The 25,960-nt window shown below is 68.0% G+C and carries 31 protein-coding genes, 3 tRNA genes and 1 pseudogene; 7 read left to right on the forward strand and 28 right to left on the reverse strand.

What is annotated here, in order from left to right; all coding sequences use genetic code 11:
- Window positions 1-68 precede the first annotated feature (68 nt).
- Window positions 69-2,477 (forward strand): amino acid permease, encoded by a 2,409-nt coding sequence (locus ACNTAO_RS04775; RefSeq protein ID WP_435160822.1) that lies wholly within the window; start codon window positions 69-71, stop codon window positions 2,475-2,477.
- A gap of 9 nt (window positions 2,478-2,486) precedes the next feature.
- Here ACNTAO_RS04775 and ACNTAO_RS04780 read toward each other — a convergent pair whose 3' ends face one another.
- Window positions 2,487-3,407, reverse strand: coding sequence for a DMT family transporter (locus tag ACNTAO_RS04780; RefSeq protein ID WP_435160823.1), 921 nt, complete (start codon window positions 3,405-3,407; stop codon window positions 2,487-2,489).
- Window positions 3,408-3,486: 79 nt separating this feature from the next.
- Window positions 3,487-4,146: an ArsR/SmtB family transcription factor gene (locus ACNTAO_RS04785; protein WP_435160824.1), complete on the reverse strand. Its 660-nt coding sequence runs from the start codon at window positions 4,144-4,146 to the stop codon at window positions 3,487-3,489.
- 95 nt (window positions 4,147-4,241) lie between these two features.
- On the opposite strand from ACNTAO_RS04785, the gene gpmI reads away from it, so the two are divergent.
- Window positions 4,242-5,807: a 2,3-bisphosphoglycerate-independent phosphoglycerate mutase gene (gene gpmI, locus ACNTAO_RS04790; RefSeq protein WP_435160825.1), complete on the forward strand. Its 1,566-nt coding sequence runs from the start codon at window positions 4,242-4,244 to the stop codon at window positions 5,805-5,807.
- Between the two features lie 65 nt (window positions 5,808-5,872).
- Here gpmI and ACNTAO_RS04795 read toward each other — a convergent pair whose 3' ends face one another.
- The 22 genes from ACNTAO_RS04795 to ACNTAO_RS04900 form a co-directional block, all read right to left on the reverse strand.
- On the reverse strand, window positions 5,873-6,919 hold the full coding sequence (locus ACNTAO_RS04795; RefSeq protein ID WP_435160826.1) for a dipeptide epimerase: 1,047 nt from the start codon (window positions 6,917-6,919) through the stop codon (window positions 5,873-5,875).
- Complete coding sequence (locus tag ACNTAO_RS04800; RefSeq protein ID WP_435160827.1) at window positions 6,916-7,971, reverse strand: N-acetyltransferase DgcN family protein; 1,056 nt, start codon at window positions 7,969-7,971, stop codon at window positions 6,916-6,918. The genes ACNTAO_RS04795 and ACNTAO_RS04800 overlap by 4 nt, the downstream gene beginning before the upstream one ends.
- 62 nt (window positions 7,972-8,033) lie before the next feature.
- Entirely contained in the window at window positions 8,034-8,351 is a 318-nt protein-coding gene (locus ACNTAO_RS04805) for a DUF5785 family protein (RefSeq protein WP_435160828.1), read from the reverse strand.
- A gap of 466 nt (window positions 8,352-8,817) precedes the next feature.
- Window positions 8,818-9,177, reverse strand: a complete 360-nt coding sequence (locus ACNTAO_RS04810) for a DUF7976 family protein (RefSeq protein WP_435161354.1) — start codon at window positions 9,175-9,177, stop codon at window positions 8,818-8,820.
- A gap of 35 nt (window positions 9,178-9,212) precedes the next feature.
- Window positions 9,213-10,256, reverse strand: coding sequence for an Mrp/NBP35 family ATP-binding protein (locus tag ACNTAO_RS04815; protein WP_435160829.1), 1,044 nt, complete (start codon window positions 10,254-10,256; stop codon window positions 9,213-9,215).
- Window positions 10,257-10,355: 99 nt separating this feature from the next.
- Window positions 10,356-11,432 (reverse strand): S1C family serine protease, encoded by a 1,077-nt coding sequence (locus ACNTAO_RS04820; RefSeq protein ID WP_435160830.1) that lies wholly within the window; start codon window positions 11,430-11,432, stop codon window positions 10,356-10,358.
- Window positions 11,433-11,474: 42 nt separating this feature from the next.
- Window positions 11,475-12,299, reverse strand: coding sequence for an isopentenyl phosphate kinase (locus ACNTAO_RS04825; protein WP_435160831.1), 825 nt, complete (start codon window positions 12,297-12,299; stop codon window positions 11,475-11,477).
- Window positions 12,296-13,312 (reverse strand): mevalonate kinase, encoded by a 1,017-nt coding sequence (gene mvk, locus ACNTAO_RS04830; protein WP_435160832.1) that lies wholly within the window; start codon window positions 13,310-13,312, stop codon window positions 12,296-12,298. The genes ACNTAO_RS04825 and mvk overlap by 4 nt, the downstream gene beginning before the upstream one ends.
- A 103-nt stretch (window positions 13,313-13,415) precedes the next feature.
- Entirely contained in the window at window positions 13,416-14,249 is an 834-nt protein-coding gene (rpsB, locus tag ACNTAO_RS04835; RefSeq protein WP_435160833.1) for a 30S ribosomal protein S2, read from the reverse strand.
- A 16-nt stretch (window positions 14,250-14,265) separates the two neighbouring features.
- Window positions 14,266-15,468 carry a phosphopyruvate hydratase gene (gene eno / locus ACNTAO_RS04840; RefSeq protein ID WP_435160834.1) on the reverse strand — a complete coding sequence of 401 codons (1,203 nt, stop codon included), beginning with the start codon at window positions 15,466-15,468 and terminating at the stop codon, window positions 14,266-14,268.
- A complete protein-coding gene (locus ACNTAO_RS04845) occupies window positions 15,468-15,647 on the reverse strand; it encodes a DNA-directed RNA polymerase subunit K (protein WP_435160835.1) in 180 nt (59 codons plus the stop codon). The genes eno and ACNTAO_RS04845 overlap by 1 nt, the downstream gene beginning before the upstream one ends.
- Before the next feature lie 2 nt (window positions 15,648-15,649).
- Window positions 15,650-15,844 carry a DNA-directed RNA polymerase subunit N gene (locus ACNTAO_RS04850; protein WP_435160836.1) on the reverse strand — a complete coding sequence of 65 codons (195 nt, stop codon included), beginning with the start codon at window positions 15,842-15,844 and terminating at the stop codon, window positions 15,650-15,652.
- 12 nt (window positions 15,845-15,856) lie between these two features.
- The gene (locus ACNTAO_RS04855) at window positions 15,857-16,255 is read right to left on the reverse strand and encodes a 30S ribosomal protein S9 (RefSeq protein ID WP_435160837.1); all 399 of its coding nucleotides are present in this window, start codon (window positions 16,253-16,255) and stop codon (window positions 15,857-15,859) included.
- On the reverse strand, window positions 16,249-16,698 hold the full coding sequence (locus tag ACNTAO_RS04860) for a 50S ribosomal protein L13 (protein WP_435160838.1): 450 nt from the start codon (window positions 16,696-16,698) through the stop codon (window positions 16,249-16,251). The genes ACNTAO_RS04855 and ACNTAO_RS04860 overlap by 7 nt, the downstream gene beginning before the upstream one ends.
- Window positions 16,695-17,048: a 50S ribosomal protein L18e gene (locus ACNTAO_RS04865; RefSeq protein WP_435160839.1), complete on the reverse strand. Its 354-nt coding sequence runs from the start codon at window positions 17,046-17,048 to the stop codon at window positions 16,695-16,697. The genes ACNTAO_RS04860 and ACNTAO_RS04865 overlap by 4 nt, the downstream gene beginning before the upstream one ends.
- Window positions 17,049-17,083: 35 nt before the next feature.
- Window positions 17,084-17,168: transfer RNA gene (locus ACNTAO_RS04870), tRNA-Leu, on the reverse strand.
- A gap of 118 nt (window positions 17,169-17,286) precedes the next feature.
- Entirely contained in the window at window positions 17,287-18,039 is a 753-nt protein-coding gene (locus tag ACNTAO_RS04875) for a DNA-directed RNA polymerase subunit D (protein ID WP_435160840.1), read from the reverse strand.
- A gap of 1 nt (window position 18,040) precedes the next feature.
- Complete coding sequence (locus ACNTAO_RS04880) at window positions 18,041-18,430, reverse strand: 30S ribosomal protein S11 (RefSeq protein WP_435160841.1); 390 nt, start codon at window positions 18,428-18,430, stop codon at window positions 18,041-18,043.
- Window positions 18,431-18,436: 6 nt separating this feature from the next.
- Window positions 18,437-18,964, reverse strand: coding sequence for a 30S ribosomal protein S4 (locus ACNTAO_RS04885; protein WP_435160842.1), 528 nt, complete (start codon window positions 18,962-18,964; stop codon window positions 18,437-18,439).
- Window positions 18,961-19,473 (reverse strand): 30S ribosomal protein S13, encoded by a 513-nt coding sequence (locus tag ACNTAO_RS04890; RefSeq protein ID WP_435160843.1) that lies wholly within the window; start codon window positions 19,471-19,473, stop codon window positions 18,961-18,963. Before ACNTAO_RS04890 ends, ACNTAO_RS04885 begins: the two co-directional genes overlap by 4 nt.
- A gap of 56 nt (window positions 19,474-19,529) precedes the next feature.
- A tRNA-Ser gene (locus ACNTAO_RS04895) sits at window positions 19,530-19,615 on the reverse strand.
- A 172-nt stretch (window positions 19,616-19,787) separates the two neighbouring features.
- Window positions 19,788-20,255 (reverse strand): universal stress protein, encoded by a 468-nt coding sequence (locus tag ACNTAO_RS04900; RefSeq protein WP_435160844.1) that lies wholly within the window; start codon window positions 20,253-20,255, stop codon window positions 19,788-19,790.
- 109 nt (window positions 20,256-20,364) lie between these two features.
- On the opposite strand from ACNTAO_RS04900, the gene ACNTAO_RS04905 reads away from it, so the two are divergent.
- Window positions 20,365-20,733, forward strand: a complete 369-nt coding sequence (locus ACNTAO_RS04905; protein ID WP_435160845.1) for a DUF7977 family protein — start codon at window positions 20,365-20,367, stop codon at window positions 20,731-20,733.
- 170 nt (window positions 20,734-20,903) lie between these two features.
- Here ACNTAO_RS04905 and ACNTAO_RS04910 read toward each other — a convergent pair whose 3' ends face one another.
- Complete coding sequence (locus ACNTAO_RS04910) at window positions 20,904-21,389, reverse strand: AbrB/MazE/SpoVT family DNA-binding domain-containing protein (RefSeq protein WP_435160846.1); 486 nt, start codon at window positions 21,387-21,389, stop codon at window positions 20,904-20,906.
- A gap of 147 nt (window positions 21,390-21,536) precedes the next feature.
- On the opposite strand from ACNTAO_RS04910, the gene cmk reads away from it, so the two are divergent.
- The 4 genes and pseudogenes from cmk to ACNTAO_RS04930 all read left to right on the forward strand — a co-directional run bounded on the left by cmk (window position 21,537) and on the right by ACNTAO_RS04930 (window position 23,750).
- Window positions 21,537-22,115 carry a (d)CMP kinase gene (gene cmk / locus ACNTAO_RS04915; protein ID WP_435160848.1) on the forward strand — a complete coding sequence of 193 codons (579 nt, stop codon included), beginning with the start codon at window positions 21,537-21,539 and terminating at the stop codon, window positions 22,113-22,115.
- Between the two features lie 7 nt (window positions 22,116-22,122).
- A complete protein-coding gene (locus tag ACNTAO_RS04920) occupies window positions 22,123-23,154 on the forward strand; it encodes an RNA-guided pseudouridylation complex pseudouridine synthase subunit Cbf5 (protein WP_435160849.1) in 1,032 nt (343 codons plus the stop codon).
- A gap of 67 nt (window positions 23,155-23,221) precedes the next feature.
- Window positions 23,222-23,292, forward strand: a tRNA-Pro gene (locus tag ACNTAO_RS04925).
- Between the two features lie 165 nt (window positions 23,293-23,457).
- Window positions 23,458-23,750 (forward strand): annotated as a pseudogene (locus ACNTAO_RS04930) (DUF433 domain-containing protein).
- A 15-nt stretch (window positions 23,751-23,765) separates the two neighbouring features.
- On the opposite strand, the gene ACNTAO_RS04935 reads toward ACNTAO_RS04930, so the two are convergent.
- From ACNTAO_RS04935 to ACNTAO_RS04945, 3 genes are all read right to left on the reverse strand, one after another.
- Window positions 23,766-24,299 (reverse strand): hypothetical protein, encoded by a 534-nt coding sequence (locus tag ACNTAO_RS04935; protein ID WP_435160850.1) that lies wholly within the window; start codon window positions 24,297-24,299, stop codon window positions 23,766-23,768.
- Between the two features lie 495 nt (window positions 24,300-24,794).
- Window positions 24,795-25,223 (reverse strand): universal stress protein, encoded by a 429-nt coding sequence (locus tag ACNTAO_RS04940; protein WP_435160852.1) that lies wholly within the window; start codon window positions 25,221-25,223, stop codon window positions 24,795-24,797.
- 184 nt (window positions 25,224-25,407) lie between these two features.
- On the reverse strand, window positions 25,408-25,821 hold the full coding sequence (locus ACNTAO_RS04945; protein ID WP_435160853.1) for a type IV pilin domain-containing protein: 414 nt from the start codon (window positions 25,819-25,821) through the stop codon (window positions 25,408-25,410).
- Window positions 25,822-25,960: the final 139 nt, after the last annotated feature.

The raw sequence follows: 25,960 nt of genomic DNA on the forward strand, positions 1-25,960 counted from the left end.
AGTGACATGTCCCCCGACGACGCCGGCGGAGTCGTGACGCCCGGAGACGCCACGGCGAGGAGGCCGACGTGAGCGGCGACGAGGAGCTCGCGAAGGACCTTAGCCTCCTCGCGGCGCTCACGATCGGCATCGGCACCATGATCGGGGCCGGCATCTTCGTGTTGCCCGGCACCGCCGTGGCTCGAGCGGGCCCGCTCGCTGCCGGAACGTTCGTGCTCGGTGGGGTGATCGCGTTGTTCACTGCGCTCTCGGCGTCCGAACTCGGTACGGCGATGCCGAAGGCCGGCGGCGCGTACTACTACGTCAACCACGCGCTGGGGCCGATGTTCGGCTCCGTCGCGGGGTGGGCGAACTGGCTCGGCTTGGCGTTCGCCTCGGCGTTTTATATGTACGGCTTCGGTGAGTACATCAACGCCCTCGTCGGGCTCTCTGCGGTCGGCGTCGGGCCGATAACCCTCGAGGCGGCACAGATCATCGGGCTGGTCGGCGCGCTGGTGTTCATCGGCGTGAACTACGCGGGTGCAAAAGAGACCGGCGGGCTCCAGATCGTCATCGTGTTGTTGTTACTCGCCATCCTCGCGCTGTTCACCGTCGTCGGGCTGGCGAACGCCGAGCTCTCGTCGCTTCGCCCGATTGCTCCGCCCGGAACCCCGGGTGCGGTGTTACCGGTGACGGCGGTCGTCTTCGTCTCGTACCTCGGGTTCGTCCAGATCACCTCGGTCGCAGAGGAGATCAAAAACCCCGGACGGAACCTCCCGCTCGCGGTCATCGGCTCGGTGCTCATCGTGACTGTCGTGTACGCGCTGTTCCTCGTCGTGTTGCTCGCGGCGGTGCCGACCGAGCTGGTCGCCGACAACGACACCGCCGTCGTCGACGCGGCGCGGCTGCTGTTCGGGGGCTACGAGGTGTTCGGCTACTCACTCGGCGCGGTCGGGGCGGGGCTGTTGTTGTTCGGCGGGCTGCTCGCGACGGCCTCCTCGGCGAACGCCTCGATCCTCTCGTCGTCGCGAATCAACTTCGCGATGGGTCGCGAGCGGATCGTGACGCCCCGGCTCAACGCGATCCACGACCGGTTCGGCACGCCGTACCGATCGATCGCGTTGACCGGCGGGCTCATCGTCGGGTTCCTGTTCGTCGGCGGCATCGAGCCGCTCGCCACCGCCGGCTCGGTGTTACACCTCATCGTCTACGGCCTGCTCAACCTCGCGCTGATCGTGATGCGCGAGTCGGGCGCGGAGGCGTACGACCCCGACTTTGAGGTGCCGTTGTACCCCGTCGTTCCGGTCATCGGTGCCGTGTCGTCGTTCGCGCTGATCGCGTACATCAGCCCGCAGATCGTCCTCCTCTCGGTCGGACTGGTCGCGTTCGCGCTGGCGTGGTACTTCGTGTACGCCCGCCGCGAGGTCGAAGGCGCGGGCGTCCTCAGCGGCTGGATACTCGACCGGGCCGGAGCCCTCCCAGACGGAGCCGTCTCGGCCGCGACAACTGTCCAACCCGAACAAAGCGACTACCGGGTGCTGGTGCCGCTCGCGAACCCACACACCGAAGAGCACCTGATCAGTCTGGCGTCGGCGATCGCGAAGCGACACGACGGCACCGTCGTGGCGGTCAACATCGCGAACGTGCCGGACCAGACCTCCCTGGAGGCGGCGAGAGAGCGAGGCGCCTACGACGCCGCCCACGACCTACTCGACCGCGCGGAAGCGGACGCCGAGACGTTCGGCGTCGACGTCGAGAGCCACGTCGTCCTCTCACACCGGGTGTTCGAGGAGGTGTTCGACGCGGCGCGGACGTACGGCGCAGACCTCACCGTGATGGGCTGGGGTGAGAACGCTCACGGCTCGCCCGGGCGGGCCGAGTCGGCGATCGACGAGTTGGCACAGTCGTTGCCGTGTGACTTCCTCGTGTTCAGAGACCGCGGCTTCGACACTGAGCGCGTGCTCGTCCCCACCGCGGGTGGGCCCGACTCCGCGCTCTCTGCGGCCGTCGCCCGGATGCTCCGCGCGGAGTTCGGCGCCGCGGTGACGTTGCTCCACGTCGCCGACGACCACGAGCGTGGCCGCGCGTTCCTTGAGTCGTGGGCCGAGGCGAACGGACTCGAGGACGCCCAGCTCGTGGTCGAGTCCGGCGACGTCGAGTCGCGCATCGCCGAGGCGGCTCGCGAGGCGACGCTGCTCGTCATCGGTGCGACAGAGAAGGGGCTGCTCTCGCGGCTCGTGCGCGGGTCGCTGGTGCTCGAGGTGTTGTACGACGTCGACTGCTCGGTGCTGCTCGCCGAGAAGCGACACGACCGCGGGCTCATCGACCGGCTCTTCGGCAGCGGCTCGCGTGCGCGAGAGCCCTCGTACGCCGACGTGGGCGTCGGGACCGAGGCACGAACGCCGGCAGTCGACGCGTCGACCGAGGCAGATGGCCCGGACGGCGACGGCGTGAAAGACGAACGCGCCGGCGAGGCGGCCCGCGACGGCACTAACTGACGCCGACGGTCACGCCAGGAGCCCAGCCCGCTGGAGCTCCGTGCGAATCGCGGTTCGCTTCACGATGGCGAAGCCGGCACAGACGAGGACGAACCCGGCCACCGTGTTCGGTTCGATCCCCTCTCCCAGGATCACCCACCCCGAGAGCGCCGCGAATACCGGTGCGACGTAGGAGACGAGGTTGATCTCGATCGGACCGAGCTGATCCAATAGTCGGAAGTACAGCAGGTAGCCCGCACCGCTCGCGACCACCGCGAGGTAGCCGAGTGCGAGGACGGCCTCCGTCGTCCACGCGATCGTCGCGGGCGACTCGCCGATGGCGGCCGCAGCGAGATGCATGAGTCCCGCTCCCAGGAGCATCGCCCACGCCTCCATCGTCTCGATCTCCAGGTCGGTGTCGAGCGCGCGGGTGATCACCGACCCGAGTGCGAAGGCGGTCGCAGCACAGAGGACGAGGAACTTCGCGACGGTCCCGCCGGCGGTCAGGTTGGTCGGGTCCGGCGCGGCCAACACCACCGCGCCGACGAGGCCGACGAGGAGGCCGACGACGCCGAGCGGGGTGAGTCGCTCGGCGGGGAGAAGCACCCGCGCGAACACCGTCGTCAACACCGGCGAGAGACCGACGATGACGGAAGCGACTGCACTCGTCACGGCTGGGTCGCTCTCGCCGACGAACAAGAGCGCGTGGTACGCCGCGATGATCAGCGTCGCACCGACGAGGACGACGGTCCACTCGTCGCGCCCGCGCGGTAGGGGGTCGTCGGCGACGAGCCACGCGTAGCCGAGCATGATGACGCCGGCGACGTCGTAGCGGACCGCAGCGAACAGTACCGGCGGAACGTACGCTAACCCGGCGTTGATCGCGACGAACGCCGACCCCCACACGGCGGCGAGCACAACGAACAGAGACAGGGTTCGATACTGAGACACGCTGTGTCTGGGTGCGGGCCAGCTCAAGCCCTTTCGAAAGCGGCGGGGGTGGCCGAAGACGGCGGACGGCGCCGCCGGCTCACCGGATGTGAAATCGGTTGCCCTCGCGTGTGACGACGCCGACGTCGGCGAGCCGGCCGAGGGCGTCGCGGACCGCCCGCGCCGGCGCACCGATCTCATCGGCGACGGCCTCGAGCGTTCCGTCGGTCTCGACGAGCGCCGTCAGGACGGCCGCGTAGAACCGGCTGTCTGCTGTGGTACCGAGTCGGTCGTCGATCTCTGCGAGCGCCTGCTCGACGCGCCCGTGGACCCACCGTTTCGCCACCGATAGCTCCCGGTCGAGTTCGCGGAGCCGACCGTACTCGGCGGCGAGCTCGGCGATGTCGTCTGCGCGTTCGCCGGTTCCGGGATCGTCGATCGAGAGGTGCGGACAGCGGCCGGACATGTCGAGGCTGTTGCTCGCGGGGTACGCGCTCTTCGCGCCGAAGCCGTACGGCGAGACGCTCACCTCGAGCCGGAGGCTCCGGGTGATACGGAAGTACTTGCGCCGCTGGTCGTCGGTCGTCGACTCGATCAGGCCGGCCTCCTCGAGCTTCCGAAGGTGGTCGATGACGGCCTTCGGACTCACCCCGAGGTACTCGGAGATCTCCGTGACGTAACAGGGCTTCTGCGAGAGGAGCCGGAGGATCCGACGCCGATTCTCGTTGCCGAGGAGATCGAGCAGTACCGCGGAGTCCATTAACGTCTCGTTAGTCTTCTGTGCGTAAATGATTGACTCATGCGGCCGCGGTCACAGTGAGAAGCGTCAATACCCCACGTCGGGGACGGTGAGCCATGCGCGCAGCACTCGTCATCCTCGACGGCTGGGGCCTGGGTCCCGACTCAGAGTACCGAACCGGACACGAACCGCCGGAGCCGCCCGCGGCGCGCGACCCGGGTCGCGACGCGGTCGCGACCGCGGCGACCCCGACGTTCGACGCCATCGCCCGCGATGGCGCGTACGGATCGCTCGTCGTACACGGCCGGCGCGTCGGGCTCCCGGAGGGCCAGATGGGGAACTCGGAGGTCGGCCATCTGAACATCGGCGCTGGGCGGATCGTCGAGCAGGCGTACACGCGGATCACGGACGCCCTCGAGTCGGGGTCGTTCAGCGACAACGACGCGATCGCCGGCGCGTTCGAACACGTCGCGTCGACCGGTGGGCGCGTCCACCTCATGGGACTCGTGAGCGACGGCGGCGTCCACTCGCACGTCTCACACCTCACGGCGCTCGTCGAGGCGGCCGCGGCCGCGGGCGTCCCGGCGACGACCCACGCGTTCACCGACGGCCGCGACACCGCGCCGGCGATCGCAGACGAGTTCCTCGCGACCGTCGCCGACACGGCCGCCGAGTGCGGGACCGGAGCCGTCGCGACGGTCACCGGCCGGTACTACGCGATGGACCGCGACGAGAACTGGGACCGAACCCGTCGCGCGTACGACGCCATCGTCCGGCGCGAGGCCGACCACGTGGCCGAGTCGGGGGTCACAGCCGTCGAGGCCGCACACGCCCGCGGCGAGACGGACGAGTTCATCGAGCCGACGCTCGTCGCGGACGAACCGGCGCTCGTGGACGGTGACGCGGCTATTTTCTGGAACTTCCGCGCAGATCGCGCCCGCCAGCTCGTGCGGCTGCTGACCGAGACGGAGCCGACGTGGGGGTTCGAGCTGGACCAGCCCGACGTCGAGCTGGTGACGATGACCGAGTACGACGAGACGTTCGCGTTCCCGGTCGCGTTTCCGCCGGAGCTCCCGGAGGGCACGCTCGGCGAGGTGGTCGCCGACGCCGGCGGGACCCAGCTCCGCATCGCCGAGTCGGAGAAGTACCCGCACGTCACGTACTTCCTCAACGGTGGCCGCGAGGTCGAGTTCCCGGGTGAGACGCGGTCTATCGTGCAGAGCCCGGACGTCCCGACGTACGACGAGCAGCCGGCGATGTCGGCGCCAGCCGTCACCGACGAGGCGGTCCGCGTGATCGAGACCGCGGACCCGGACCTCGTGGTGGTGAACTACGCGAACCCGGATATGGTCGGACACACCGGTGACTTCGAGGCGGCCGTCGAGGCGGTCGAGGCGGTCGACGGGGAGCTCTCGCGGCTGCTCGACGCCGTCGCGAACGCCGGCGGCCACGCCGTCGTCACCGCCGATCACGGCAACGCAGACGACATGGGAACCGAGGCGGACCCCCACACGGCACACACGTTCAATCCGGTACCGTTCATCTATCGTACGCCCGCGGGTGACGACGGCGGGCACACGGTCCGAAGCGGGGGGTCACTCTGTGACGTCGCTCCGACGATCCTCGAACGCATGTCGCTCACACGGCCATCGGTGATGACCGGCGAGTCGCTTCTCGAGTGAGCGGAGCGGCCACGATCGCCGGTCGGTCGTCGGTCGTCGCGCTCGGCGTCGACCGAGCCCGAGTTTTATCGGTCGTCTCGAACCGCGCCCGTTCCGGGGCGGTCTGTCGCCGCCAGGTCGATCGAGCCGCCGGCGAGGTCGACGCCCGTGAACGGGTCCGTCTCGAGCAGTAGCGAGCCGTCGAGGTCGGCGTAGTCTACCGACGGGGCGAGGTGTGCGGCGGCGGCGATGGACGCGTTCGACTCGATCATACAGCCGAGCATCACCTCGAGTCCGTGTGCCCGCGCCGTTGCGATCGCCCGACGAGCCTCCGCGAGCCCGCCCGTCTTCATGAGCTTCAGGTTCACGATGTCACAGCGGTCCGCGACCGCGGGGACGTCGGCCGCCGTGACACACGACTCGTCGGCCGCGATCGGCAGTGCCGACCGCTCGTAGACGAACCGGAGGCCCTCGCGGTTCGACGCCGGTACGGGCTGTTCGACGAACTCCACGCCGAGGTCCGCGAGCCAGCCGCTTTTCATCACCGCCTCCCGTGGCGTCCACGCCTCGTTCGCGTCGACCCGGAGCGTCGCCGCCGGAGCCGCATCGCGCACCGCCTCGACGATCTCACGGTCGCGGTCGCCGCCGAGTTTCACCTTCAGAAGCGAGTACCCGGCCTCGGCCGCAGCTGCTGCCTTCTCGTGCATCCGCGCCGTGGTGTCGATGCCGACGGTGAACGAGGTGACTGGCGTCGCCGACGGGTCGAGTCCCCACAGCCGGTACAACGGGAGGTCGACCCGCTTTGCAGCGAGGTCCCACATCGCGATCGACACCGCACACCGCGCCGCTGGGTTGTCCGCGACGGTCGAGCGCATGCGAGTCTCGATCTGTTCGAGCGCGTGTGGGTCGCCGACCGACTCGACGTCCGCGAGCAGGTCCGAGAGCACCGCAGCGACGGTGTCGGCCGTCTCGCCGTAGTGTTTAGAGGGCGCTGCCCCTCCGACACCGGTGTGGCCCGCCTCGTCGGTCACGGTGACGATCAGGTTCTCGGCGTCGGTCTGGGTGCTCCGAGAGATCGTAAACGGATCTGCGAGCGGGAGCGTCACCCGCTCGGCGGCCGTCTCGAGGGTCATTCGCCGAGCCCCGCGTCGACGATGCCGTCAACGATCCGGTCGGCGCCGTCACGCACGGGGTCGGCCGTGGGGACGTCGAGCGTCTCGGCGACGTCGGAAACGGCAACCTCGGCTGCCACGTCGTCGTCTATCGACTTCGTGTTCACCGCGCCGGCGACGACGTGGGTCTCGTGGACCGGCGCCGCAAGATCCTCGTAGAGGTCGACGTAGTCGGTGAGCGGTGGGATCGCGACCGACTCGTAGCCGTGGATCGCGTCGCGGCCGGCCGCGTGACACAACACGAGCCCGTCGGCCATCGCGCCGTGAAGGATGCCGCAGGTCACTGCCGAGTACGCCGGGTGAACGATCGTTCCCTGGCCTTCGACGACGAGGAGGTCGTGGCCGTCGCCCGCCGTGAGAACGAGATCCTCGACGGCTCCCGCGGTGAAATCGGAGACTACGCGGTCGATCGGGGTCCCCCACCCGGCGATCATGATCCCCGTCTGGCCCGTGGGCACGAAGGCGGCGTCGATGCCGCGGTCGCGCGCGGCCGCGACGATCTCGAGTGCCGCGGTCATCTTGCCGACCGAACAGTCCGTCCCAACGGTGAGCACGACGTCCGCGTCGACGTCGGCGGACCGACCGCTCGCGACGCCGATGTCGTCCGGTGGCCGGCGAACGTCGCGTAGGTCGACGTCGTGGTCCGCGGCGAGTGCGGCGAACTCGGCGTCCTCGTTCAGAAAGTAGTGGAGGCCGCTCACGACGTCACAGCCGGCGGTGATCGCGGCCCGGACGTCCGCCCGCCAGGAGTCGTCGAATCCGCCGCCGATGGGCGCGATACCGACGTAGAGCGCGTCGATGGCTCCCTCGGCGGCCGCGAGGGCGTCCTCGAACGACGCGACGATCGGTGCGTCGTCGAGGTCGGGGGCGTGGTCGGCGACGCGGTCGCCGGCGCGGTCGCGGTCGAGGACCGCAGCGACCGCCTGGTCGCCGTATCGCATGACGCCGAGGGCGGTTTTTGCGCCGTCGGGGAACTTCTCGTGGGCGAGCACGACGATTCGCTCGGATGGCATGTCGGCCGGTCACCCCGGGAGAGATTAAAACGAGTGGAGACGGAAGCCCTGGCCGGAGCCGCTCACGCCGATTCGCCGACGAACGTCTCGGCGCCCTCGTAGAACCAGTAGCCGTTCTCGCGCATCGCCCGGCCGAGTTCACGGTGGAACTCGACGAAGTCCGCGAACTCCTCGCGTTCGACGCCCTCGAATATCTCTTCGACGGAGACGATCGTCTCGTGGTCGATCCGCACCGGGTGGTCGCCGTACGCCTCGACGTACTCGGCAGCCGACAGCGGGAAGTCCTCCGACTCGTCGATCTTCTTTGCGAGCACCGCGTGGCCGTACTTTCGCATGCCCTCGCTGCCCTGCTCGCCGTCGGGGTCGTGTGGCCAGTCCATGAACGACGATACGAAACTCGGTGGCATAGTCGTTACGCTCGCATACAGACCGTGTGCGAGGTGGCTCTCGACTCCAATCCGTTCGATTGTGGTGGGGGTGTGGCCGAGACGGTCCAAGACGCCCGGACGCTCCTTTCAGCCACACCCTCTCTAGTACGTGTACGATTGGTGTGGTGGCTCTATGAGCGATACGACCGCGCGACGGCCGGACACCAGTTGGCCACACCCTCTCCAGTACGTGTACGACGGTGGCGATGTGACCGAGACGACCTGCGACAGCCGGACACGACTTTGCCACACCCTCCCCAGCCGATTCGCGAGTCGCCCACGGGCGACTCGCTCATCCCTCGCGCGCGCTCGCAAGCCCGCCTTCGGCGGCCTGCGAGGCGCGCGCCACCGCAAGTAGGGCACTCGCTGGTCGATACGTCAGAAACGACGATTGGACGCAGTGTACCGTAATCCGGCCTCAGCGTTCGAGTCCGCCCTGGGCTGTGATCCGCATAATGTGTCTGACGTTCAGGTATATCTCCGTCGGCGAGGTCGACTCGGCAGGGTCGTACAGATCGGAGACTCGATACAGTATCGCGGCGAGCTGGGCGCTCTCGGTGTCGTCACCGCGCACATCCTCGGCGATCGCCCGAAGAAACTCGCGAACCGCCTCGTCGTCCGGGAAGTCACCAGTGGGTGCGTCCGCGGGGACGACCGGGTCGACGCCGGCCGCCTCGAGCGGGTCGACCGACCCGTCGTCGCCGACACCTCGATCCTCGCTGATCGTGTCGTCCTCGCTGATCGTGTCGTCCTCGCTGGTCGTGTCGTCCTCGCTGATCGTGTCGTCCTCGTCGGCCCGGCCGTCCTCACCAGTCATCGGTCCGTGGCGACCTCGCGCCGCCGCACCAGTCCGGTGTTGTTCGCGACGTTCTCGACGACGATCTTGAACGCGTCGGCGGTGTCTCCCTCCGCTAAGACGACCGGGGCGCCGTCGTCGCCGCCCGCCCGCACGTCGGGGTCGAGTGGGACGCCCCCCAGAAACGGGAGGTCGTTCTCCTCGGCGAGCGCCGCGCCACCGCCGCTGCCGAAGATGTCGTGGACGCTGCCGCAGTCGGGACACCGGAAGCCGGCCATGTTCTCGGCGATGCCGAGGACGTTCGTGTCGTGTTTGCCGAACATCCGGAGCCCCTTCACCGCGTCGTCGAGCGCGACGTCCTGGGGCGTGGTGACGATGACGGCCCCCGAGAGCGGTAGCGTCTGGAGGATCGTGAGCTGGGTGTCACCAGTACCTGGGGGAAGGTCCAACACGAGGTAGTCGAGGTCGCCCCACTGGACGTCTTCGACCAACTGGGTGATGATCTTGTGAACCATCGGTCCACGCCAGATCACCGGGTCGTCCTCGCCGGTGAGAAAGTCCATGCTCATCAGGCGGACGCCGTACGCCTCCGGTGGCACGATGGTGTCACCGTCGGTCTCGGGGCGGTCCTCGGCCGCCACCATCCGCGGGACGTTCGGCCCGTACACGTCGGCGTCGAACAGTCCCACGCGAGCGCCGAGCGCGGCGAGCCCCGCGGCGAGGTTCACCGCCATCGTCGACTTGCCGACGCCACCCTTCCCGGAGGCGACGGCGATCACGTTCTCGACGTCGGGTAACACCTGCTCCGAACGGTCGACCGGATCCGGGATCGACGCCGACAACGACACCTCGAGGTCGACGTCCGAGAGCGCCTCGCGGACGTCGGCGGCGATCGCCGACTCGTGTGGCGAGAAGGGCGCACCGAGCGCGAGCGAGACGTGAACCTCCTCGGCCGCCTCGTTGACGTCGACGTCGTTCACGAGGCCGAGCGAGACGACGTCGTCGCCGAGGTCGGGGTCCTGGACCGTTCGCAGCCGCTCGCGCACCGCCGCGTCGTTCATACGCGTCAGACGGGGCTGTGGTGAATAAGGATTCTGTCCAGTCCGACACCGTCTGGCGACCGTACAGGCGGCCGACCACGCTCCGGGGACGGGGTAACGTCATCGCGTGGGGCGCACACCGAGGCGCACCACGACCGTCGTCGACTCGCCGTCACGTCGCACGCGGAGGGTCGCCGTCGCCCCGGGTCGCGTCTGTAAGGCGAGGTGGCTGCCGAGGTCCTCGGTCGTCTGTACCGGCTCGTCGTCGATGGCGGTGACGACGTCGCCGCCGACGGGCACCTGACGGCCGTCGACCAGTTCGGTGTCGGAACTCGGCCGGAGGATCCCGTCCGAGGGACCGCCGGCGACCGTGTCGACGACCAGCAGTCCGCGCGGCTCCGGCAGGTCGTTTGCGGCCGCGATCGTCGGCGTCACCGGTGCGAGTGAGACGCCGAGGTACGCGTGGTCGTACGTCCCCGTCTCGACGATCGACGGGACGACCCGTTTGGTCAGGGCCGCAGAGATGCCGAACGCGATGTTGTCGCCGCCACCGGAGTTGATCACCGCGACGACGTCGCCGTCGAGTGCGACCAGCGGCCCCCCGCTGTTGCCGGGATTCACGGCCGCGTCCGTCTGGATCGCGTCCGGGATGGTGAAGCCAGTTTGGGCCGGAATCGCCCGATTGACCCCGCTCACGATGCCCGTCGTGACCGTGCCGTTCAGGTCGTACGGGTTGCCGATGGCGACGACCTCCTGGCCAATCGCGGGCTGACCGTCTGCGAGCGAGAGCGGGTCGACGCCCGTCGGCAGCGACCCGACGTCGAGCACCGCGAGGTCGCTGTGCGGGTCCGTGCCGACCACCGTGCCGGTCGTCCACGCTCCCGTTTGGAACCGGATCTCGGCCTCGCTCGCGCTTTTGACGACGTGGGCGTTCGTGACCACGTGGCTCGCGTCGTACGCGAATCCGGTCCCCTGCCCACGGGGCGGCTGCACGAGGACGACGCCGTCTATCGTTTCCCGATAGACTCGCGTGTACGGGCTCTCCGTCCGCGTCGAACCCGGCGTCGACTCAGCTGTGGTGTCGCTTTCGTTTGTCCCCGACTGCGCCGGCGTCGTCCGGTCCGTTCCAGCACAGCCGGCGAGGGCGGTCCCCGCGGCGACGAGCACTCCCCGGCGCGTGAGCGTTGGCTCCGCCATGTCGCGTCGACGTTCACGCGGTCTCCGCGTATGTCTTGTGGGTCACTCGATCGTCGTGCCGGGGTTCGCCCCGCGGAGGAACGCCTCGAGGTCGGCCGGACCGAACACGGACGCCGGGGCGTCGAGCGCGAGCAGTTCGCGAACCTTCGCCGCCATACCGCCGGAGACGTCGGTCGCGTCGCTCGCGCCGACCGCCTCTACGACCGGCTCGAAGGCGTCGATCGTGGGTATCACGTCGCCGTCGCCGTCGAGGACGCCCGGAACCGTCGAACACACCCCGACCCGGTCGGCACCGAGCCCCCCGGCGAGTTCGACGACGAGTTCGTCGCCGGAGACGACCGTCACGCCCGCGCCTGCGGTCGCGACGAGGTCGCCGTGGACGACGGGGACGAACCCCTCCGCCAGGAGCGTTCGCACCGACGCGAGCGGGAGGGTGAGCGACCCCTCGGCACCCGATTCCCGCGCCGCAAGTGAGAGTGGGTGGACCGGAACCGCGGGCACGCCTCGCTCGCGGAGCGCCGCGAGCACGGCGTCGGTGAGAACACCCATCGCGCCGTGGACGTCGGCGACGGCCGCGACGTCGTCGCTGCCGTCGGTCGTCGAGAGGCCGTGTTCACTCGCGTGGTGGTGACCGAAGCTCCCGCCACCGTGGACGAGCACGAGTCCGGCGGTCCGGGTCGTCTTCGTATCTGTGTCGCCGCGGCCTGGCGACCCCCCGACGTCCGCCGCGGCGACGGCGTCCCCGGCGGCCGCGAGCGCCGCTTTGTCGACCGTCTCCGGTCGATCCTTCGCCGTGATCAGACTCCCGCCCAGCTTGAGGACGACCGGCGACTCGCGGTCACGCGGCGTCGACGACCGGTCGGTCACGGCTCCACCACGCGGACGCCGTCGGTCGCGAGCTCCGCACGGAAGGCCTCGACACAACCCTGGGTGAACGAGAGCGCCGTTGGCGTCTCGGGGCTCGGATCGAGCGCGACGATACACCCGCCGCCGCCGGCTCCGGTGAGCTTCGCGCCGTGTGCTCCGGCCTCGCGAGCCGCCCACACCATCGAGTCGAGCGACCGCGCCGAGACGCCGAGGGCGGCCAGCAGTCCGTGGTTGAAATCCATCAACTCACCGAGCCCGTCGAGCAGCTCACTCGAGGGGGACACGGTCGGATCGGCGTCGGCGAGCAGCGTCTCCCCCTCTCGGACCAGGTCCCCGATCGACGCCACCGTATCGGCCGCGAAGTCGTGTTCCTCTCGGAGGGCCCGCACGCCCGCGACGAGCGCACCGGTGTCGCCCGCCCCGCCGTCGAACCCGATCACGAAGGGGAGACTCGGCGCGTCGATCGACTCACAGTCGTCACCCGCGACGCGGACGGCCCCGCCCATGGTCGAGCAGAACGTGTCTGCGCGCGACGCCTGCCCGTCCTGGACCTCGAACTCGGCGCGGTACGCCCTGTCGGCGAGTTCCCGTCTATCGAGTGGCACACCGAGCGCCCGCGTCGCCGCGTCGATGCCGGCGACGACGACGGCCGCCGACGAGCCGAGCCCCGCGCCCAGCGGGATGTCGCTCTCGACGGTGATATCGAAGCCGGCGTCGGGCGCGTCCGCGGCTGCACGCGCCTGTCTCACCGCGGCGTCGACGTACCCCATCGCCGCGTCGACGAGCGATGCCGGGACGTTCACGTCCGGCGGGTCGTCGACGGTACCGGCGTACTCGACGGTGAATCCATCGAGCGAGAGGTCCGCCGCGGTGACCCGAACGTGATCGTCCGCCCGCGGCTCGACGGTTACGCGCGCACGCCGCTCGATCGCCGCCGGCACGGCCGGCTCGCCGTACACCACGGCGTGTTCGCCGAAGAGGTACACCTTCCCCGGCGCCTCACAGACGGTCATGTCGCGACTCACACTCCGAACCCATACAGGCGTTGTGTTTGCGGCGCTGGGTAGTCACTCGGGTGGTGTGAAAATGCGGTGCGTCGAAGACGCGGTCGTCGCGCTATAATTCGTCTTCGAAGTCGTCGAGCGCGAACACGGTGTCGGCGCCGCGGCGATCGAGCGTCTCGTTGGCGAGCAGCCAGTAGACGACCGACAGTGCGCGCCGCCCCTTGTTGTTCGTCGGGACGACGAGGTCGACGTTCGAGAGCTGATTGTTCGAGTCACACATCGCGATTACGGGAATACCGACCGTGATCGCCTCCTTGACGGCCTGGGCGTCACCGATGGGGTCCGTCACCACGACGACGTCCGGCTCAATGTAGCCGGCGTAGTCGGGGTTCGTTAGCGTCCCTGGAATGAACCGGCCGGTCCGGGCGCGAGCGCCGACCGCGTCGGCGAACTTCTCGGCGGGGAACCGTCCGTACTGTCGCGAGGAGGTGACCAGGATCTGTTCGGGGTCGTAGTTCGCGAGGAAGTCGGCCGCCGTGCGGATGCGGCCGTCGGTCTCGCTCACGTCGAGCACGTAGAGCCCGTCGTCGCGGACGCGGTGGATGAACCGCTCCATGTCGGCCGTCTTTTGTTGGGTTCCGATGTGGACACCCGCAGAGAGGTAGTCCTCGACGGGGATCAACAGGTCGACGTCTTCGTCGGGCATGACGTCGTCGTCGAACGGCGAGGCCGGCTCGTCCGGCGCTGTCTCCTCGGTCTGGGCGTCCGCTGACGCCTCCTCGGCTGGAGCGTCGGCTGGCGGCTCGACTGCTGGTTCAGCGTCGGCAGGCGCCTCGTCGGCGGCCGCGTCGGCGGGCTGGTCCGCTGTCGTGTCGGCCGCCTCGTCGATCGCCGCCTCGGTGTCGGCTGTCTCGTCGAGTTCGACCGCGTCGTTGTCCTCTGTCATGCGTTGTATGGGGTCGTCACACCGCGTCGTCCGCGATGCGGATCAGTTCGTTCAGCTTGGCGGTTCGCTCGCCGCCGACCGTGCCGGTCTTGATGAAGCCGGCGTCGGTCGCGACAGCGAGGTGAGCGATGGTCGCGTCTTCGGTCTCGCCGGAGCGGTGAGAGATCACACTCTCCATGCCGTGTTCGGTGGCGAGTTCGACCGCGTCGAAGGCGTCCGAGAGCGTCCCGATCTGGTTCGGCTTGATCAGGATGCTGTTGGCCGCGCCGACGTCGATGCCGGCCTGGAGCCGTTCGACGTTGGTGACGAAGAGGTCGTCACCACAGATCAGCGTTTGGTCGCCGACGCGGTCGGTCAGCTCGGCGAACGCCTCGTAGTCGTTCTCGTCGAGGGGGTCCTCGACGTATGCGAGGTCGTACTCCTCGACGAGTTCGGCGACGTAGTCGACCTGCTCGGCGGTCGTCCGCGTCTCGTCGCCGTAGACGTACGCGTCGCGGTCGGCGTCGTACAGCTCGGCGGCCGCGACGTCGAGGCCGAACTGGACCTCGAAGCCGACCTCGTCGGCGACGCGGTCGACGGCGTCCTCGACGACCTCGAACGCCTCGGCGTCAGAAATCGCGGGGGCCCACGCGCCCTCGTCGCCCTTCGCCGCTGGAACGCCTCGCTCGTCGAGGACGTCGCCGACCGCGGCGTGCACCGCGGCGTTCGCGAAGACGGCCTCCGAGACGCTCGGTGCGCCGACGGGCGCGGCGAGGAACTCCTGAATGTGTGTCGCCTCCTTGGCGTGTTCGCCGCCGCCGACGACGTTACCAAGCGGAGTCGGAAAGCCGTCGCCGCGGAACGCACCGCCGAGGTGCTGATACAGCGGGATGCCGAGCACGTCGGCGCCGGCCTTCGCCGCCGCCATCGACGTGGCAACCGCGCTGTTCGCGCCGATGGCAGAGAAGTCGTCGGTGCCGTCGGCCGCGTGGAGTGCGGCATCGACGGCGCGCTGGTCGCCGACGAACAGCCCCTCAAGTCGGGGCACGGCGTGTTCGCGAGCCGCCGCGATCGCCTCCGCGGCGGGCAGTTCGATGGCCTCGTACTCGCCGGTCGAGGCCCCACTCGGGGCGGCACCGCGGCCGAAGCCGCCCGACTCCGTGAGTACGTCGGCTTCGACGGTCGGGTTGCCACGCGAGTCGAGGATGCGACGCAGCGAGACGCTGGTGATTCGTGTCATCAGTTGGATTCCCTCCGAACCGTAAAGGGGAGCGCGCCCGCGTCGTACTCCTCTGCGGCGACGAGGATCGGCTCCGTCTGGGTTGTGTCGATCAGCACGGGCGCGCCGTACGACACCTGCAGTGCTCGGGCGCCAAGGATTCGTGCCTTCTCGTATCGGTTGTATCGCTGTGTGGACATGGTCACTGGTAGGGGGCGACGACGTCGACGAGGTCGCGGTGGCTGACCAACATGCGTCGACAGCAGTGGCGGTTCACGCCGAGGTCGTCGAGCACCTCGCCGGGGTCCTCGTCGCCCTCACGGGCGCGTGCTCTGAACGCTTCCCAGTGTTCGCCCACGACGTTGCCGCAGGTGAAACACCGGACGGGGATCATCATGCTCTGACCACCTCAGCGGTACGACTTCTGGTAGCGAGCCCGGGCGCCAGGTCCGCCCCACTTTTTCGCCTCGGACTGCCGCACGTCGTTGACCAACAGCGTGCGGTCGAAGTTCATGTACGCGTCGCGCAGCTCGGCGTCACCGAGGTGCTGGACGAGTCCACGGGCGATGGCGGTCCGCGTCGCGTCGGCCTGACCGCTGAAGCCGCCGCCGGCGACGTCGATGTCGATGTCGACGCCGTCGCGCAGCTCCTCGCCGGCGATGCGGAACGGCTCGAGCATCTTGAGCCGGGCCTGTTCCGGCTCGACCAGCTCGACTGGTCGTGAGTTGATTCGCACGCGACCCGCTCCGTCGCGCACCGTTGCGCGAGCGACGGCCGTCTTCTTTTTGCCTGAGGTGTTTGTTACCATGTGACGTTAGCCCCCAGCGACTCGGCGATTGCGCCGAGCGTGGTGAATTTGATGTTTGAGAGCCGATCCAGCGAGGTGCCGTCTACGACGACCGCCTCGGCGTCCTCGTCGCGCTCGTACGGGTTGCCGACGTAGACGCGGACGTTCGAGAGCGCCTCGCGGCCGTCGTCGGTCTTGTACGGCAGCATGCCGCGGATCGAGCGCTTGAAGATGCGGTCCGGCCGCTTGGGGTAGTACGGCCCGCTGTCGGAGCCGAGTCCCGCACGGGTGTGGTACGTCTCCATCGTCGACTCCTCGTTGCCGGTGATCACCGCCTGCTCGGCGTTGACCACGGCGATCGTCTCGCCGTCGAGCGCGCGTTGGGCGACGTTCGAGGCGACGCGACCGAGGATGCAGTCGCGCGCGTCGACGACGACGTCGGCGTCGACCTTCGCGAGACTCATCGGATCACCCGGACGTTCCCGCCCTCGGGGTTCTGTTCGACGAACTGCTCGAGCGGCACCGCCTCGCCAGCCTGTTCGATCTTCGTGCGGGCGGTGCCCGAGAAGTCGACGGCGGCGACGGTGACGTTCTTCTGGAGGACGCCGCTGCCGAGCACCTTGCCCGGAACGACGACCGCTTCGTCTTCGTTTGCGTACCGTTCGATGCGACCCAGATTGACCTCGGCGTGGGTGCGCCGGGGCTTCTCGAGTCGGTCGGCGACGTCCTGCCAAACGTTGGCACCGGTGTCACGCGAGACCGACTTTAGATCGGCGATGAGGTTCTGTAAGTGTGGATTCGTCTTGCTACTCATTGCTGTCTCCCTGGTGGGATTCGTGAAAATCGGAGTGCAGGGAGCAGGATTTGAACCTGCGGACCTCTACAGGACAGCGCCCTGAACGCTGCGCCGTTGGCCTGACTTGGCTATCCCTGCGAACACTCCGTCGTACTCCGGCTCCACTCAAACCACTTTCGGTCCGACCGCTCGGACCGGACACGCCGCTCGCCGCCGGGCGGCGACCGTCGGTGGTGGTGAGTGGTGCCGGCATCGCTTACACTGCGACTTTCGTCCGTAGTTCGTCCGCGCGCGCCTCGAGTGAGTCGATCGCGTGGAGTAACAGTTCGGCTGCGGTGAACGAGCCGTCCGTCTCGACGTGGAAGACGAACGCGCCGGGGACGTCCTCGACGGACACCTCCTCGTCCGGATACCGTTCGGTGAGGTCGTTGTCGAACTCGTCGGTGACGACGATCTCGCCCTCCGGCGTCTCGACGACGCCGCGAAGGATCTGTGGCTCCTCGTCGTCGAACTCGCCGCGATCGCCGTCGATCGAGACGCGCTGGAGGTGGCGGTAGCCGACCGAGACCCCGCCCTGGTGTTTGGCGTGGTCGGTGCCGGACGCCAACACCGCGTCGGCCTCGAGCGCCAGCGTCTGTCCCTCCTTCAGCTCGATTATCGGGACGTTCTCGTCTGCGGGCACTACGAGCGGCTCCGCCGACTCGAGGTCGCCGGAGTACGCGGTCGCCGGTCCCGAGACGTCGAGCGAGAGCGTGACGGTGTCGCCGAGCTCGAACTCGTCGAGTGGCGTCGTCAGGGGAACGAGCCCCAGCCGCAACCCGATCATCTCGTCGAACATCACGGAGGAGTTCTCGAGGAACCGGACGGTGTCGATCGAGAACGTCGGGACGTCCGCGATCATCGCCCGGCGGATGCCGTTGGCGAACGCCGGGGTGAGCCCGCGGATCAACACCCGCGCGCTGCGGTCGTCCCGTTCGACGTACTCGACGTCGAAGTCGGCGTCAGTCATGTCAGACTCGCTTGTTCTTCGGCGCCTTCGTCCCGTCGTGCGGGATGGGCGTCACGTCTTCGATGCGGCCGATCTCGATGCCCGCACGCGAGAGCGCTCGGATCGTCGCCTGTGCGCCGGGGCCGGTCGACTTGTTGAGGTTGCCACCGGGGCCGCGCACGCGAACGTGCACGCCCTCGAGACCGGCCTCTTTGACCCGCTCGGCGACGACCTCTGCCATCTGCATGGCGGCGTACGGCGACGCCTCGTCTCGGTTCTGTTTCACCACGGTCCCACCGGAGGACTTGGCTATCGTCTCCGCGCCAGTCTCGTCGGTGACCGTGATGAGCGTGTTGTTGAACGACGCGTACACGTGGGCGATGCCCCACTTTCCGTTGTCAGATCCACTCATGGGTAGTTACTCCTGTGACTCCGCGCGCTCGGGGTGGAGGTCGTCCGCGAGCGGACTGGTCTCGTCGAACGCGATGGCGCTCTCGTCGCTCACGTCCATCTTCACCGACGGGCGCGTGACGCGTGCGCCGTCGACGGTGACGTGGCCGTGAACGATGAACTGGCGGGCCTGCTGCGGCGAGGAGCCGAATCCCTGTCGGTACGCGACCGTCTGGAACCGTCGCTCCAGGAGGTCGGTCACGTCGAGTGACAGCACCGACGAGATGTCGTCGGCGTCGCCGAGGATGCCGATTCGGCGCAGTCGAGCGACGAACTCGGCGCCGGTCTCGCCGGCGACGTCGACGTCACCCTGTGCGTCGCCAAGGAGGCGTCGTGCCTCACGGCGCATGCGACGCAGTTCGGACTGTGCACGCCAGAGCTCCTCTTTGTTCTTCAGCCCGTACCGCGAGAGGAGATCGGACTCCTCGGCGATGCGCTCGCCCTGGTACGGGTGGTTCGGGGTCTCGTAGCCCTTGGTGTTCTTGCCGGTGCTCATTCTTCACCGCCCTCCTCGTCGCCCATCTCCTCGCGGATCTCCTCGACGTTGACCCCGATGGTCCCCTCGGTTCGACCCGTGGACTTCGTTCGCTGGCCGCGGACCTTCTGGCCGCGCTTGTGGCGAACGCCTTTGTACGATTCGATCAGCTTCATCCGGTTGATGTCGTGACGACGCTTCTCTTCGACGTCCGTGCCGACGAGGTGGGTCGTCTCTCCGGTGAAGAAGTCGTTCTGTCGGTTGGTCATCCACGACGGGACGTGGTCTTCGAGGTTCTCGGCGACGTCGACCACCGCCTCGATGTCCGCCTCGTCGAGGAGCCCGAACGTGGCCGTGCGGTCCACGTCGGCCTCCTCGGCGACCAGCCGCGCCATGCGCGTGCCGATTCCGTTGAGTTCAGATAGGCTTCGCTCGACCGTCTTCGTCCCGTCGAGGTCCGCGCCCCCGATCCGGACGAAGTACTGGAGGTCCTCCTCCGTCGAGTCGTCCTGTTGTTCTTCCGTGCTCATGTGTTGATCGCAGTGAGTCCTACCGGCGCGATCCGGCGGTACTCCGTCGTTTCGAGCGTTGCGGCGGGGATTTGAACCCCGGAGGCAGTGACGCCACAGAGTTAGCAACCCTGCGCCTTGGGCCAGGCTTGGCTACCGCAACTCGCGTCGTATCGTCGCCCTCGTGGACTCGGGACCCGGCGTCCCTGCAGTTTGTGCAACTGTACGGTCCACGCTTCGCTACTTAAACATCACGAATGGGCGACGCGACTGCGGGCGTGTGACACGGAGCGAACCGAGGCTGCCGTGTGTCGTGTGGACGACCGCGGGCCGCGTCACGACCCGTCGCTCGCGGGGTCTGGAAGCGCTATCACCGGCCGGGTGGCGTTCGAGACGAGACGCGCGGCGACGTTGCCGGCGAGCAGCTGCGTCAGGCGACTGCCGCCGCGCGGGCGGTAGACGATCGCACTCGCGTCGACCTCGGCGGCCGCGGCGACGATCGTCGCGGCCACGTCCCGGCCGTAGGCGGTGTGCTCGGCCGCGTCGGGAAACACCTCGCGCACCGCGTGGTACGCGTCGGCGGCGATCGCCTCCGACTGCTCGACGGGCGTCTTGTCGGGTACACCCTCGCCCTTCTCGACGACGTGGACCGCCGTCACGCGGTCCGGTTGGTAGGGCGCGAGCGCCCGGGCCGTGGCGCGAGCGTCGTCTTCGGTCGCGGCCGCAACGAGCGCGTGTGCGAGGATATTGGTGGTACCGTCACCGTCAGCTTCACTACCACCCGTGTCGTCTGTGTGCTCCATGGTTGGCTGTCGGTCGTCGCGGTGAAAAGCGTATGTTGCCGCCCGGTCGACTGAGTGAGTTACAGGAACATCGCGAGGGCTTTTTGCCGTGCGACCGCAAAGTCACATCGTGAGTCTGGAGACAGACGAAGACGACGGCCGCTCGCAGGCGGCTACGCACGTCGAGGACGTGACGGCGACGTCGCCGACCAGCGAGCAGTCACGCCCGTCCGGTGAGGCAGGCAGTACCGGTGAGGCGGGTAGTGCCGGTGAGGTGTCGGTCGAGGCGGACGGGTTCGGTGCGAAGGGCTGGGTGCTGACCGCGGTGCTGTTCGTGAGCGTGATCGTCATTCCCGGGATCATCTACGCGTACCCGTACGCCGCTGGTGGGCTGGGGTTCACGTTCTTCGCGACGTACCTCGCACTCCCACTCGTGCCGGCGGCGCTGTTGGGGCTCGTCGCCGTCTGGTCGATGACCGCGGCGATCGCCGACGACTAACAGGACGATCTAGTCGCCAGCAGTCGTCTGACCAATGCGACTCCGTGACACCCGGGCACCAATGTGCCACACCCTCTCGGGCCGATTCTATACGTGTCTGGGAGCAGTTCTGTGACGAACACGACCGCATGACACCCGGGCACCAATGTGCCACACCCTCCCCAGCCGATTCACTCGTCGCCAGCGGGCGACTCGTTCATCCCTCGCACGCGCTCGCGAGCACGCCTCCGGCGGCCCGCGAGGCGCGCGCCACCGCCGGAGGATGTCAAGAAACGCGTGACACGCAGTGCGCTGTCGTCATCAGTGCAGTATCTGTCGCGTGAGCGATGGCTTCCCCACGTTCGTGGTTCTGATCTCGGGAGAAGCGAGCCGCGATGAGAACGTTTGCGTCTACGACGACGTTGGCCATCAGTGGTCTCCAGCAATGAGGTTTGATCGGTGGCGGCATCGGTTGGGTCACCGATATCGACTGGTTCGAGCCGGGAAAACACGCCGTACTGTTCTTTGACGAGCTCGACTGAGAGGGCTCCGTCTTCATCGACGTACCAGCGGATCGTATCACCCGATTGGACGTCAGCCGCTCGCCGTACCGCTGCCGGGACCGTGACCGAGTAGCTCTTGTTCACCGTCGTTTCGTCTTCGACCTCGGGAGACATATGTGGGAGTGCTACACTGGAAAATAATTTGGCTTTAAATTTGCTCCACGCGGGTTCTCACACGTGTGAACTGCACCCCTCGCCCCGTCGTCGGCCGCGGGCGCGCCGAACGACAATCGTTTTTACCGGCCCTTCCGGATGGTGAATATGTTGATCACCGTCTCTGGCCCGCCTGGCAGCGGGAAGAGCACGAACGCCGCCGGGCTCGCCGACGCGCTCGGGCTCGACCACGTCTCCGGCGGAGACATCTTTCGCGAGATGGCCGCCGACAACGGGATGACGCCGGTCGAATTCAACGAGCACGCCGAAGACGACGGCGCGATCGACCGCGACCTCGACCGACGACTGCACCAGATCGCGACGACGCGCGACGCGGTCGTGCTCGAGTCACGACTCGCCGGGTGGCTCGCCGGTGACGCCGCCGACCTCCGGCTGTGGTTCGACGCCCCCCTGGCCGTCCGCGCCGAGCGAATCGCCGAGCGCGAGGACAAGGCGGTAGACGTCGCGCGAGCCGAAACCCGCCGCCGCGAGGCGAGCGAGCGAAAACGCTACCGCGCGTACTACGACATCGACATCGACGACCTCTCGATCTACGACGCCGCCTACAACACCGCACGGTGGCCGCCCGACCGATTCCTCGAGGCCCTGGTCGCGACCGTCGAGGCGTACGATCCCGCCGAAGACGAGGGGAAAGCCCCGGTGACGGGCGTCCAATACGACTTCTAAGTGCTCGATGGCTCCCGACTCCCCACCGAGCGACGCGTCGTCTGACGATACAGAGACCGATGCCACCGACGACGGCCCTCTCCGTTCTCCGCCAGACGAGCGGTCGGTGCGGGAGCTGCTCCGGTTCGGCGTAGTGAACCTCGACAAGCCCGCCGGGCCCTCCTCACACCAGGTCTCCGCGTGGGTCCGCGACGCTATCAACGACGCCCTCAACGCGGTCGACCCGGGCGGCGAGCCGATCGCAGGCGTCGCACACGCCGGGACCCTCGACCCCAAGGTGACCGGCTGTCTCCCGTCGCTCACCGGGACTGCGACCCGCGCGGCACAGGTGTTTCTCGAGGGCTCGAAGGAGTACGTCGCCGTCCTGGAGCTACACGGGCCGGCACCCGGAGACCTCGAGGCCGTCGTCGCGGAGTTCGAGGCGACAATCTACCAGAAACCCCCACGCAAGAGCGCCGTGACGAGGCGACTGCGGACCCGAACGATCCACGACCTCGAGCTACTCGAGGTCGAGTCGCGCCGGGCACTGCTCCGTATTCGGTGTGCCTCCGGCACCTACGTCCGCAAGCTGTGTCACGACATCGGACTCGCCGCCGGCGTGGGCGCGCACATGGGCCACCTCCGACGGACGGCGACGGACCCCTTCAACGACGCGACGCTACACACGCTACAGGACCTCGTCGACGGTCTCGCGTGGGCCGAGTCCGGCGACGAGGCGCTCCTCAGACGAGTCGTGAAGCCGGCCGAGACGGCACTCACTGAGCTCCCGTCGGTCACGATCGCTCCCTCGGCCGCGCGGGCCGTTGCGACCGGGGCCCCGGTGTACGCCCCGGGCGTGATCGACAGCGAATGCTCGGCGAGAGAGGCGGCCACGACCGCCACCGAGTCGGCCGATAGCACGGTCCCCGAAGAGGCTGAGCGTGCCCCGCTCGTAGCCTGTTTCACGCCCGACGGGTCGGCCGTCTGTCTCGGGCGGCTCGTCGGCGACCCGGCGGCCGAGTCGGGTACCGTGGTCGCGATAGAGCGCGTCCTCGTGTGAGCCAAGCGAGTCGGGGACCGAAACGAAGTTCTTAATTACGCGTCGGTCGTCATTCGAGACACGATATGGGACCGTGGGGTAGTGGTATCCTCTGCGGATGGGGTCCGTAGGACCTGAGTTCGACTCTCAGCGGTCCCATACGAATGTTCACGCGAAGTGTCTGTGTTCCCCACGTGCACAGTACAGTAGCGGGTGTCGCTCATGGCGGCACAAGCACGCAGCAGGACAGCGTCAGGTGTGGTCGAGTGAACTAGCTAGCAGCCGGAGCACTGGTTTATATATTTTCGACAGCTACTCACAGTTATGACGCAGTCATCGGTTCGGATCGTGACTGACGTACACGACGAGCCGCATATTGAGGGGCGGCGCGTGACTGTCCGGCGAATCCAGGGGCTCGTCGAGGGGGCTGGAAAGTCTGCCAAGGAGGTGGCGGACCAACTCGATGTCGACGTAGCAGACGTGTACGGCGCACTCCATACCACAGTCATCCCGACGAGATGGTCGCGGTCGAGCGCCAGCGGGTGGAACGCGAGGCTGCGGCGCGGGAGGCGGGCGCGGTGTCGCTGTCGGAGCTGAAAGGCGACGAGAACCCGTGACACACCACGATCGAGTCACGTCGCGGTGTGAACGTCGAGCAGATACACCGGGACCCAGACGACGAGCACGGCGGAGCCGAGGATCGTCGCGATACCGGCGGCGACGAACCACTCGATGAAGACGACGCCGAGCGGGCGCACCGAGGTGAAAAGCGGGATAAGACTCACGAGCGCACAGCCGATCCCACACAGCCAGATCAGAAACGCCACGATACCGGTGCCGTACGAGAGCTCAAGTGAGTCGACCCATCGCTGGGTCGACGACACCGCATCGCGGAGTCGGCGGTTCGGCCGGCGGCGGCCAGGACCGGCCCACTGGTAAAAGGACCGCTCGTGGAGCGCGACGACGTCGTGTTCGGTCGCGAGCGCCGAGAGCTGGTTGGCGACCGTCTCGGGGGTGTTCGCTCGGCACTCGTCGCGGATCGCCTCGAAGATCGTCTCGGGGTCGTGTTCGCGGTCGGGATTGTCGTGGAGATACGCGACGATCGCGCGCTTGGTGTCCTGTGTCGGCCCGTCGTACGTGTCGAGCAACGTGCGCTTGGTCGTCATCGAAGATCACGCCCTGAAAGCGGGTCGTGACGGTCGTCACGGGCGGTGAGTCGGTCTATGATGGCCATCACGAGATAATTACAGGGTAAACTATCGTGGGTATATATGTTTCCGTCTGCCGTGACCACGAGTCGATGCACTGCACTCACTGCGGCCGGGAGGCCGCCGACCAGGTCGGTCTGTGGTTCGATCGCGACGGCGGCGCACAGCTGCTCGCGCTCTGGCTCTGTCGACGGTGCGTCGAGACGCTCCTCGCAGAGCCCGGCATCGAGCGTGGAATCGGCCCGCGCGGGTCGCGTTCGACGACTGCGGACGTGGGAGATCGGAGCGAAATAGCGCAGCGACGCGGGAGCGCGAGCCGAACGGATCCCGAGAGGGCGGGCGGCGCGCCGACACACGCGAGCGACGCGGCTCGCACAGGTGACTCGAACGGCCCCGCAGACGACTCGGCGGGGGGTGGTCTCACAGCCGACCACCGGCCACGAGCGAGGAACCTTACCGGACGATCGTCACGGGGACCGACGCGCGCGTCGAGACGGTCTTCGCGACGTTGCCGACGAGGAAGCGCCGTGAGGCACGGTCGAAGTCTGCCCCGTGCGCCCCGATGACGACGCCATCGTACGCCGCGGCGCGGTCGAGGATCTCACGGGCTGGGTGACCGAGCCCGACGGCGGTCTCGACCTCGCGGTCGTACTCGCCGGCGACGGCGGTCGCGCGCTCGAACACGGGTGCAGCGTGTTCGGCGGCGGCCGTATCGAGGTCTGGCTCGAAGGTGAGCCCGACGGCCTCTCCCATCAGCATCGACGGCGCGCCGACAACGTGGAGCACGGTGACGGTCGCCGTCGGGTGCGTCTCGAGCGCGTATCGGAGGGCGTCACCGGCGTGCTCGGAGTCGTCCATCGGAACGAGGATTCGGTCGGACACGTCTCTACGGGGCGGCTCGAACGGTTACATACGTTTCGCCGCTTCCCGGCCGGGACAAAAACGCGAAGAGACACGGGTGTGAGCCCCTGACGTGGAGTGTGACGCGCTCCATCGATCGAATGTGATTACGTACCATAGTAACATGTCGAAACAAGCAAAAACTTCTGCTAGCTGTCGACGCAGCTCACTCGCTCACGTCGACGGTCGTCTCGTAGACGATGCTCCCGCTCGGGTCGTGAATGAGCCTGAGCGTCTGTTCGCCGGTGGCGTCGGTGTCGTGCGTCACGCGTTCTGTGTCGCCGGTTCGCCACTCGTCGCCGGAGAATCCCGCGTCGACCCGGTCACCGCCGAGAGAGAGCGCGAGCTGGGTCGTATCGAGCGGGTCGCCGCCGGTCTTCACGATGGTGACCGTGTCACCAGTCGCCGACTCGACAGTGAAAGAGGCCTGCGGGGCGGTCTCGGTGAGCGAGTCGCCGAGTCCGACCACGTACGTTCCGACGACGGCCGCGAGGATCACCGTGATCGCGACCATCATGACGACGCCGATGACCGGGCTGACTCCCCGGTCGCTCCTGTGAAACGGGCTGTCTGCATTCATGCGTAGAATCGACCGACAGTCGGTCGGTGGTCGGTTGGTGCCGCCACGTTTGTAGCTACCGGCCCAGCTATCAGCGTTGATACTCTGCTCGTGCGTCTCACGGCGCGAGTTTAAGTCCTGGGCGGTCCCTCTTTCGGTC

Origin of the sequence: Halorubrum zhoui, assembly GCF_051194155.1 — an archaeon.
Classification (GTDB): domain Archaea; phylum Halobacteriota; class Halobacteria; order Halobacteriales; family Haloferacaceae; genus Halorubrum.

Bases quoted from the DNA above. Each gene is read 5' to 3' on its own strand.
- ACNTAO_RS04875 (WP_435160840.1), bottom strand. From the start codon at position 18,039: ATGACTGACGCCGACTTCGACGTCGAGTACGTCGAACGGGACGACCGC.
- ACNTAO_RS04820 (WP_435160830.1), bottom strand. From the start codon at position 11,432: ATGGCGGAGCCAACGCTCACGCGCCGGGGAGTGCTCGTCGCCGCGGGG.
- ACNTAO_RS04935 (WP_435160850.1), bottom strand. From the start codon at position 24,299: ATGACGACCAAGCGCACGTTGCTCGACACGTACGACGGGCCGACACAG.
- ACNTAO_RS04860 (WP_435160838.1), bottom strand. From the start codon at position 16,698: ATGAGTCTCGCGAAGGTCGACGCCGACGTCGTCGTCGACGCGCGCGAC.
- ACNTAO_RS04900 (WP_435160844.1), bottom strand. From the start codon at position 20,255: ATGGAGCACACAGACGACACGGGTGGTAGTGAAGCTGACGGTGACGGT.
- ACNTAO_RS04910 (WP_435160846.1), bottom strand. From the start codon at position 21,389: ATGTCTCCCGAGGTCGAAGACGAAACGACGGTGAACAAGAGCTACTCG.
- ACNTAO_RS04880 (WP_435160841.1), bottom strand. From the start codon at position 18,430: ATGAGTGGATCTGACAACGGAAAGTGGGGCATCGCCCACGTGTACGCG.
- ACNTAO_RS04795 (WP_435160826.1), bottom strand. From the start codon at position 6,919: ATGACCCTCGAGACGGCCGCCGAGCGGGTGACGCTCCCGCTCGCAGAT.
- ACNTAO_RS04855 (WP_435160837.1), bottom strand. From the start codon at position 16,255: ATGGTAACAAACACCTCAGGCAAAAAGAAGACGGCCGTCGCTCGCGCA.
- ACNTAO_RS04850 (WP_435160836.1), bottom strand. From the start codon at position 15,844: ATGATGATCCCCGTCCGGTGTTTCACCTGCGGCAACGTCGTGGGCGAA.
- ACNTAO_RS04945 (WP_435160853.1), bottom strand. From the start codon at position 25,821: ATGAATGCAGACAGCCCGTTTCACAGGAGCGACCGGGGAGTCAGCCCG.
- eno (WP_435160834.1), bottom strand. From the start codon at position 15,468: ATGACACGAATCACCAGCGTCTCGCTGCGTCGCATCCTCGACTCGCGT.
- mvk (WP_435160832.1), bottom strand. From the start codon at position 13,312: ATGACCGTCTGTGAGGCGCCGGGGAAGGTGTACCTCTTCGGCGAACAC.
- rpsB (WP_435160833.1), bottom strand. From the start codon at position 14,249: ATGACAGAGGACAACGACGCGGTCGAACTCGACGAGACAGCCGACACC.
- cmk (WP_435160848.1), top strand. From the start codon at position 21,537: ATGTTGATCACCGTCTCTGGCCCGCCTGGCAGCGGGAAGAGCACGAAC.
- ACNTAO_RS04805 (WP_435160828.1), bottom strand. From the start codon at position 8,351: ATGGACTGGCCACACGACCCCGACGGCGAGCAGGGCAGCGAGGGCATG.
- ACNTAO_RS04885 (WP_435160842.1), bottom strand. From the start codon at position 18,964: ATGAGCACCGGCAAGAACACCAAGGGCTACGAGACCCCGAACCACCCG.
- ACNTAO_RS04920 (WP_435160849.1), top strand. From the start codon at position 22,123: ATGGCTCCCGACTCCCCACCGAGCGACGCGTCGTCTGACGATACAGAG.
- ACNTAO_RS04800 (WP_435160827.1), bottom strand. From the start codon at position 7,971: ATGCCATCCGAGCGAATCGTCGTGCTCGCCCACGAGAAGTTCCCCGAC.
- ACNTAO_RS04890 (WP_435160843.1), bottom strand. From the start codon at position 19,473: ATGAGCACGGAAGAACAACAGGACGACTCGACGGAGGAGGACCTCCAG.
- ACNTAO_RS04845 (WP_435160835.1), bottom strand. From the start codon at position 15,647: ATGTCCACACAGCGATACAACCGATACGAGAAGGCACGAATCCTTGGC.
- ACNTAO_RS04815 (WP_435160829.1), bottom strand. From the start codon at position 10,256: ATGAACGACGCGGCGGTGCGCGAGCGGCTGCGAACGGTCCAGGACCCC.
- ACNTAO_RS04865 (WP_435160839.1), bottom strand. From the start codon at position 17,048: ATGAGTAGCAAGACGAATCCACACTTACAGAACCTCATCGCCGATCTA.
- ACNTAO_RS04785 (WP_435160824.1), bottom strand. From the start codon at position 4,146: ATGGACTCCGCGGTACTGCTCGATCTCCTCGGCAACGAGAATCGGCGT.
- gpmI (WP_435160825.1), top strand. From the start codon at position 4,242: ATGCGCGCAGCACTCGTCATCCTCGACGGCTGGGGCCTGGGTCCCGAC.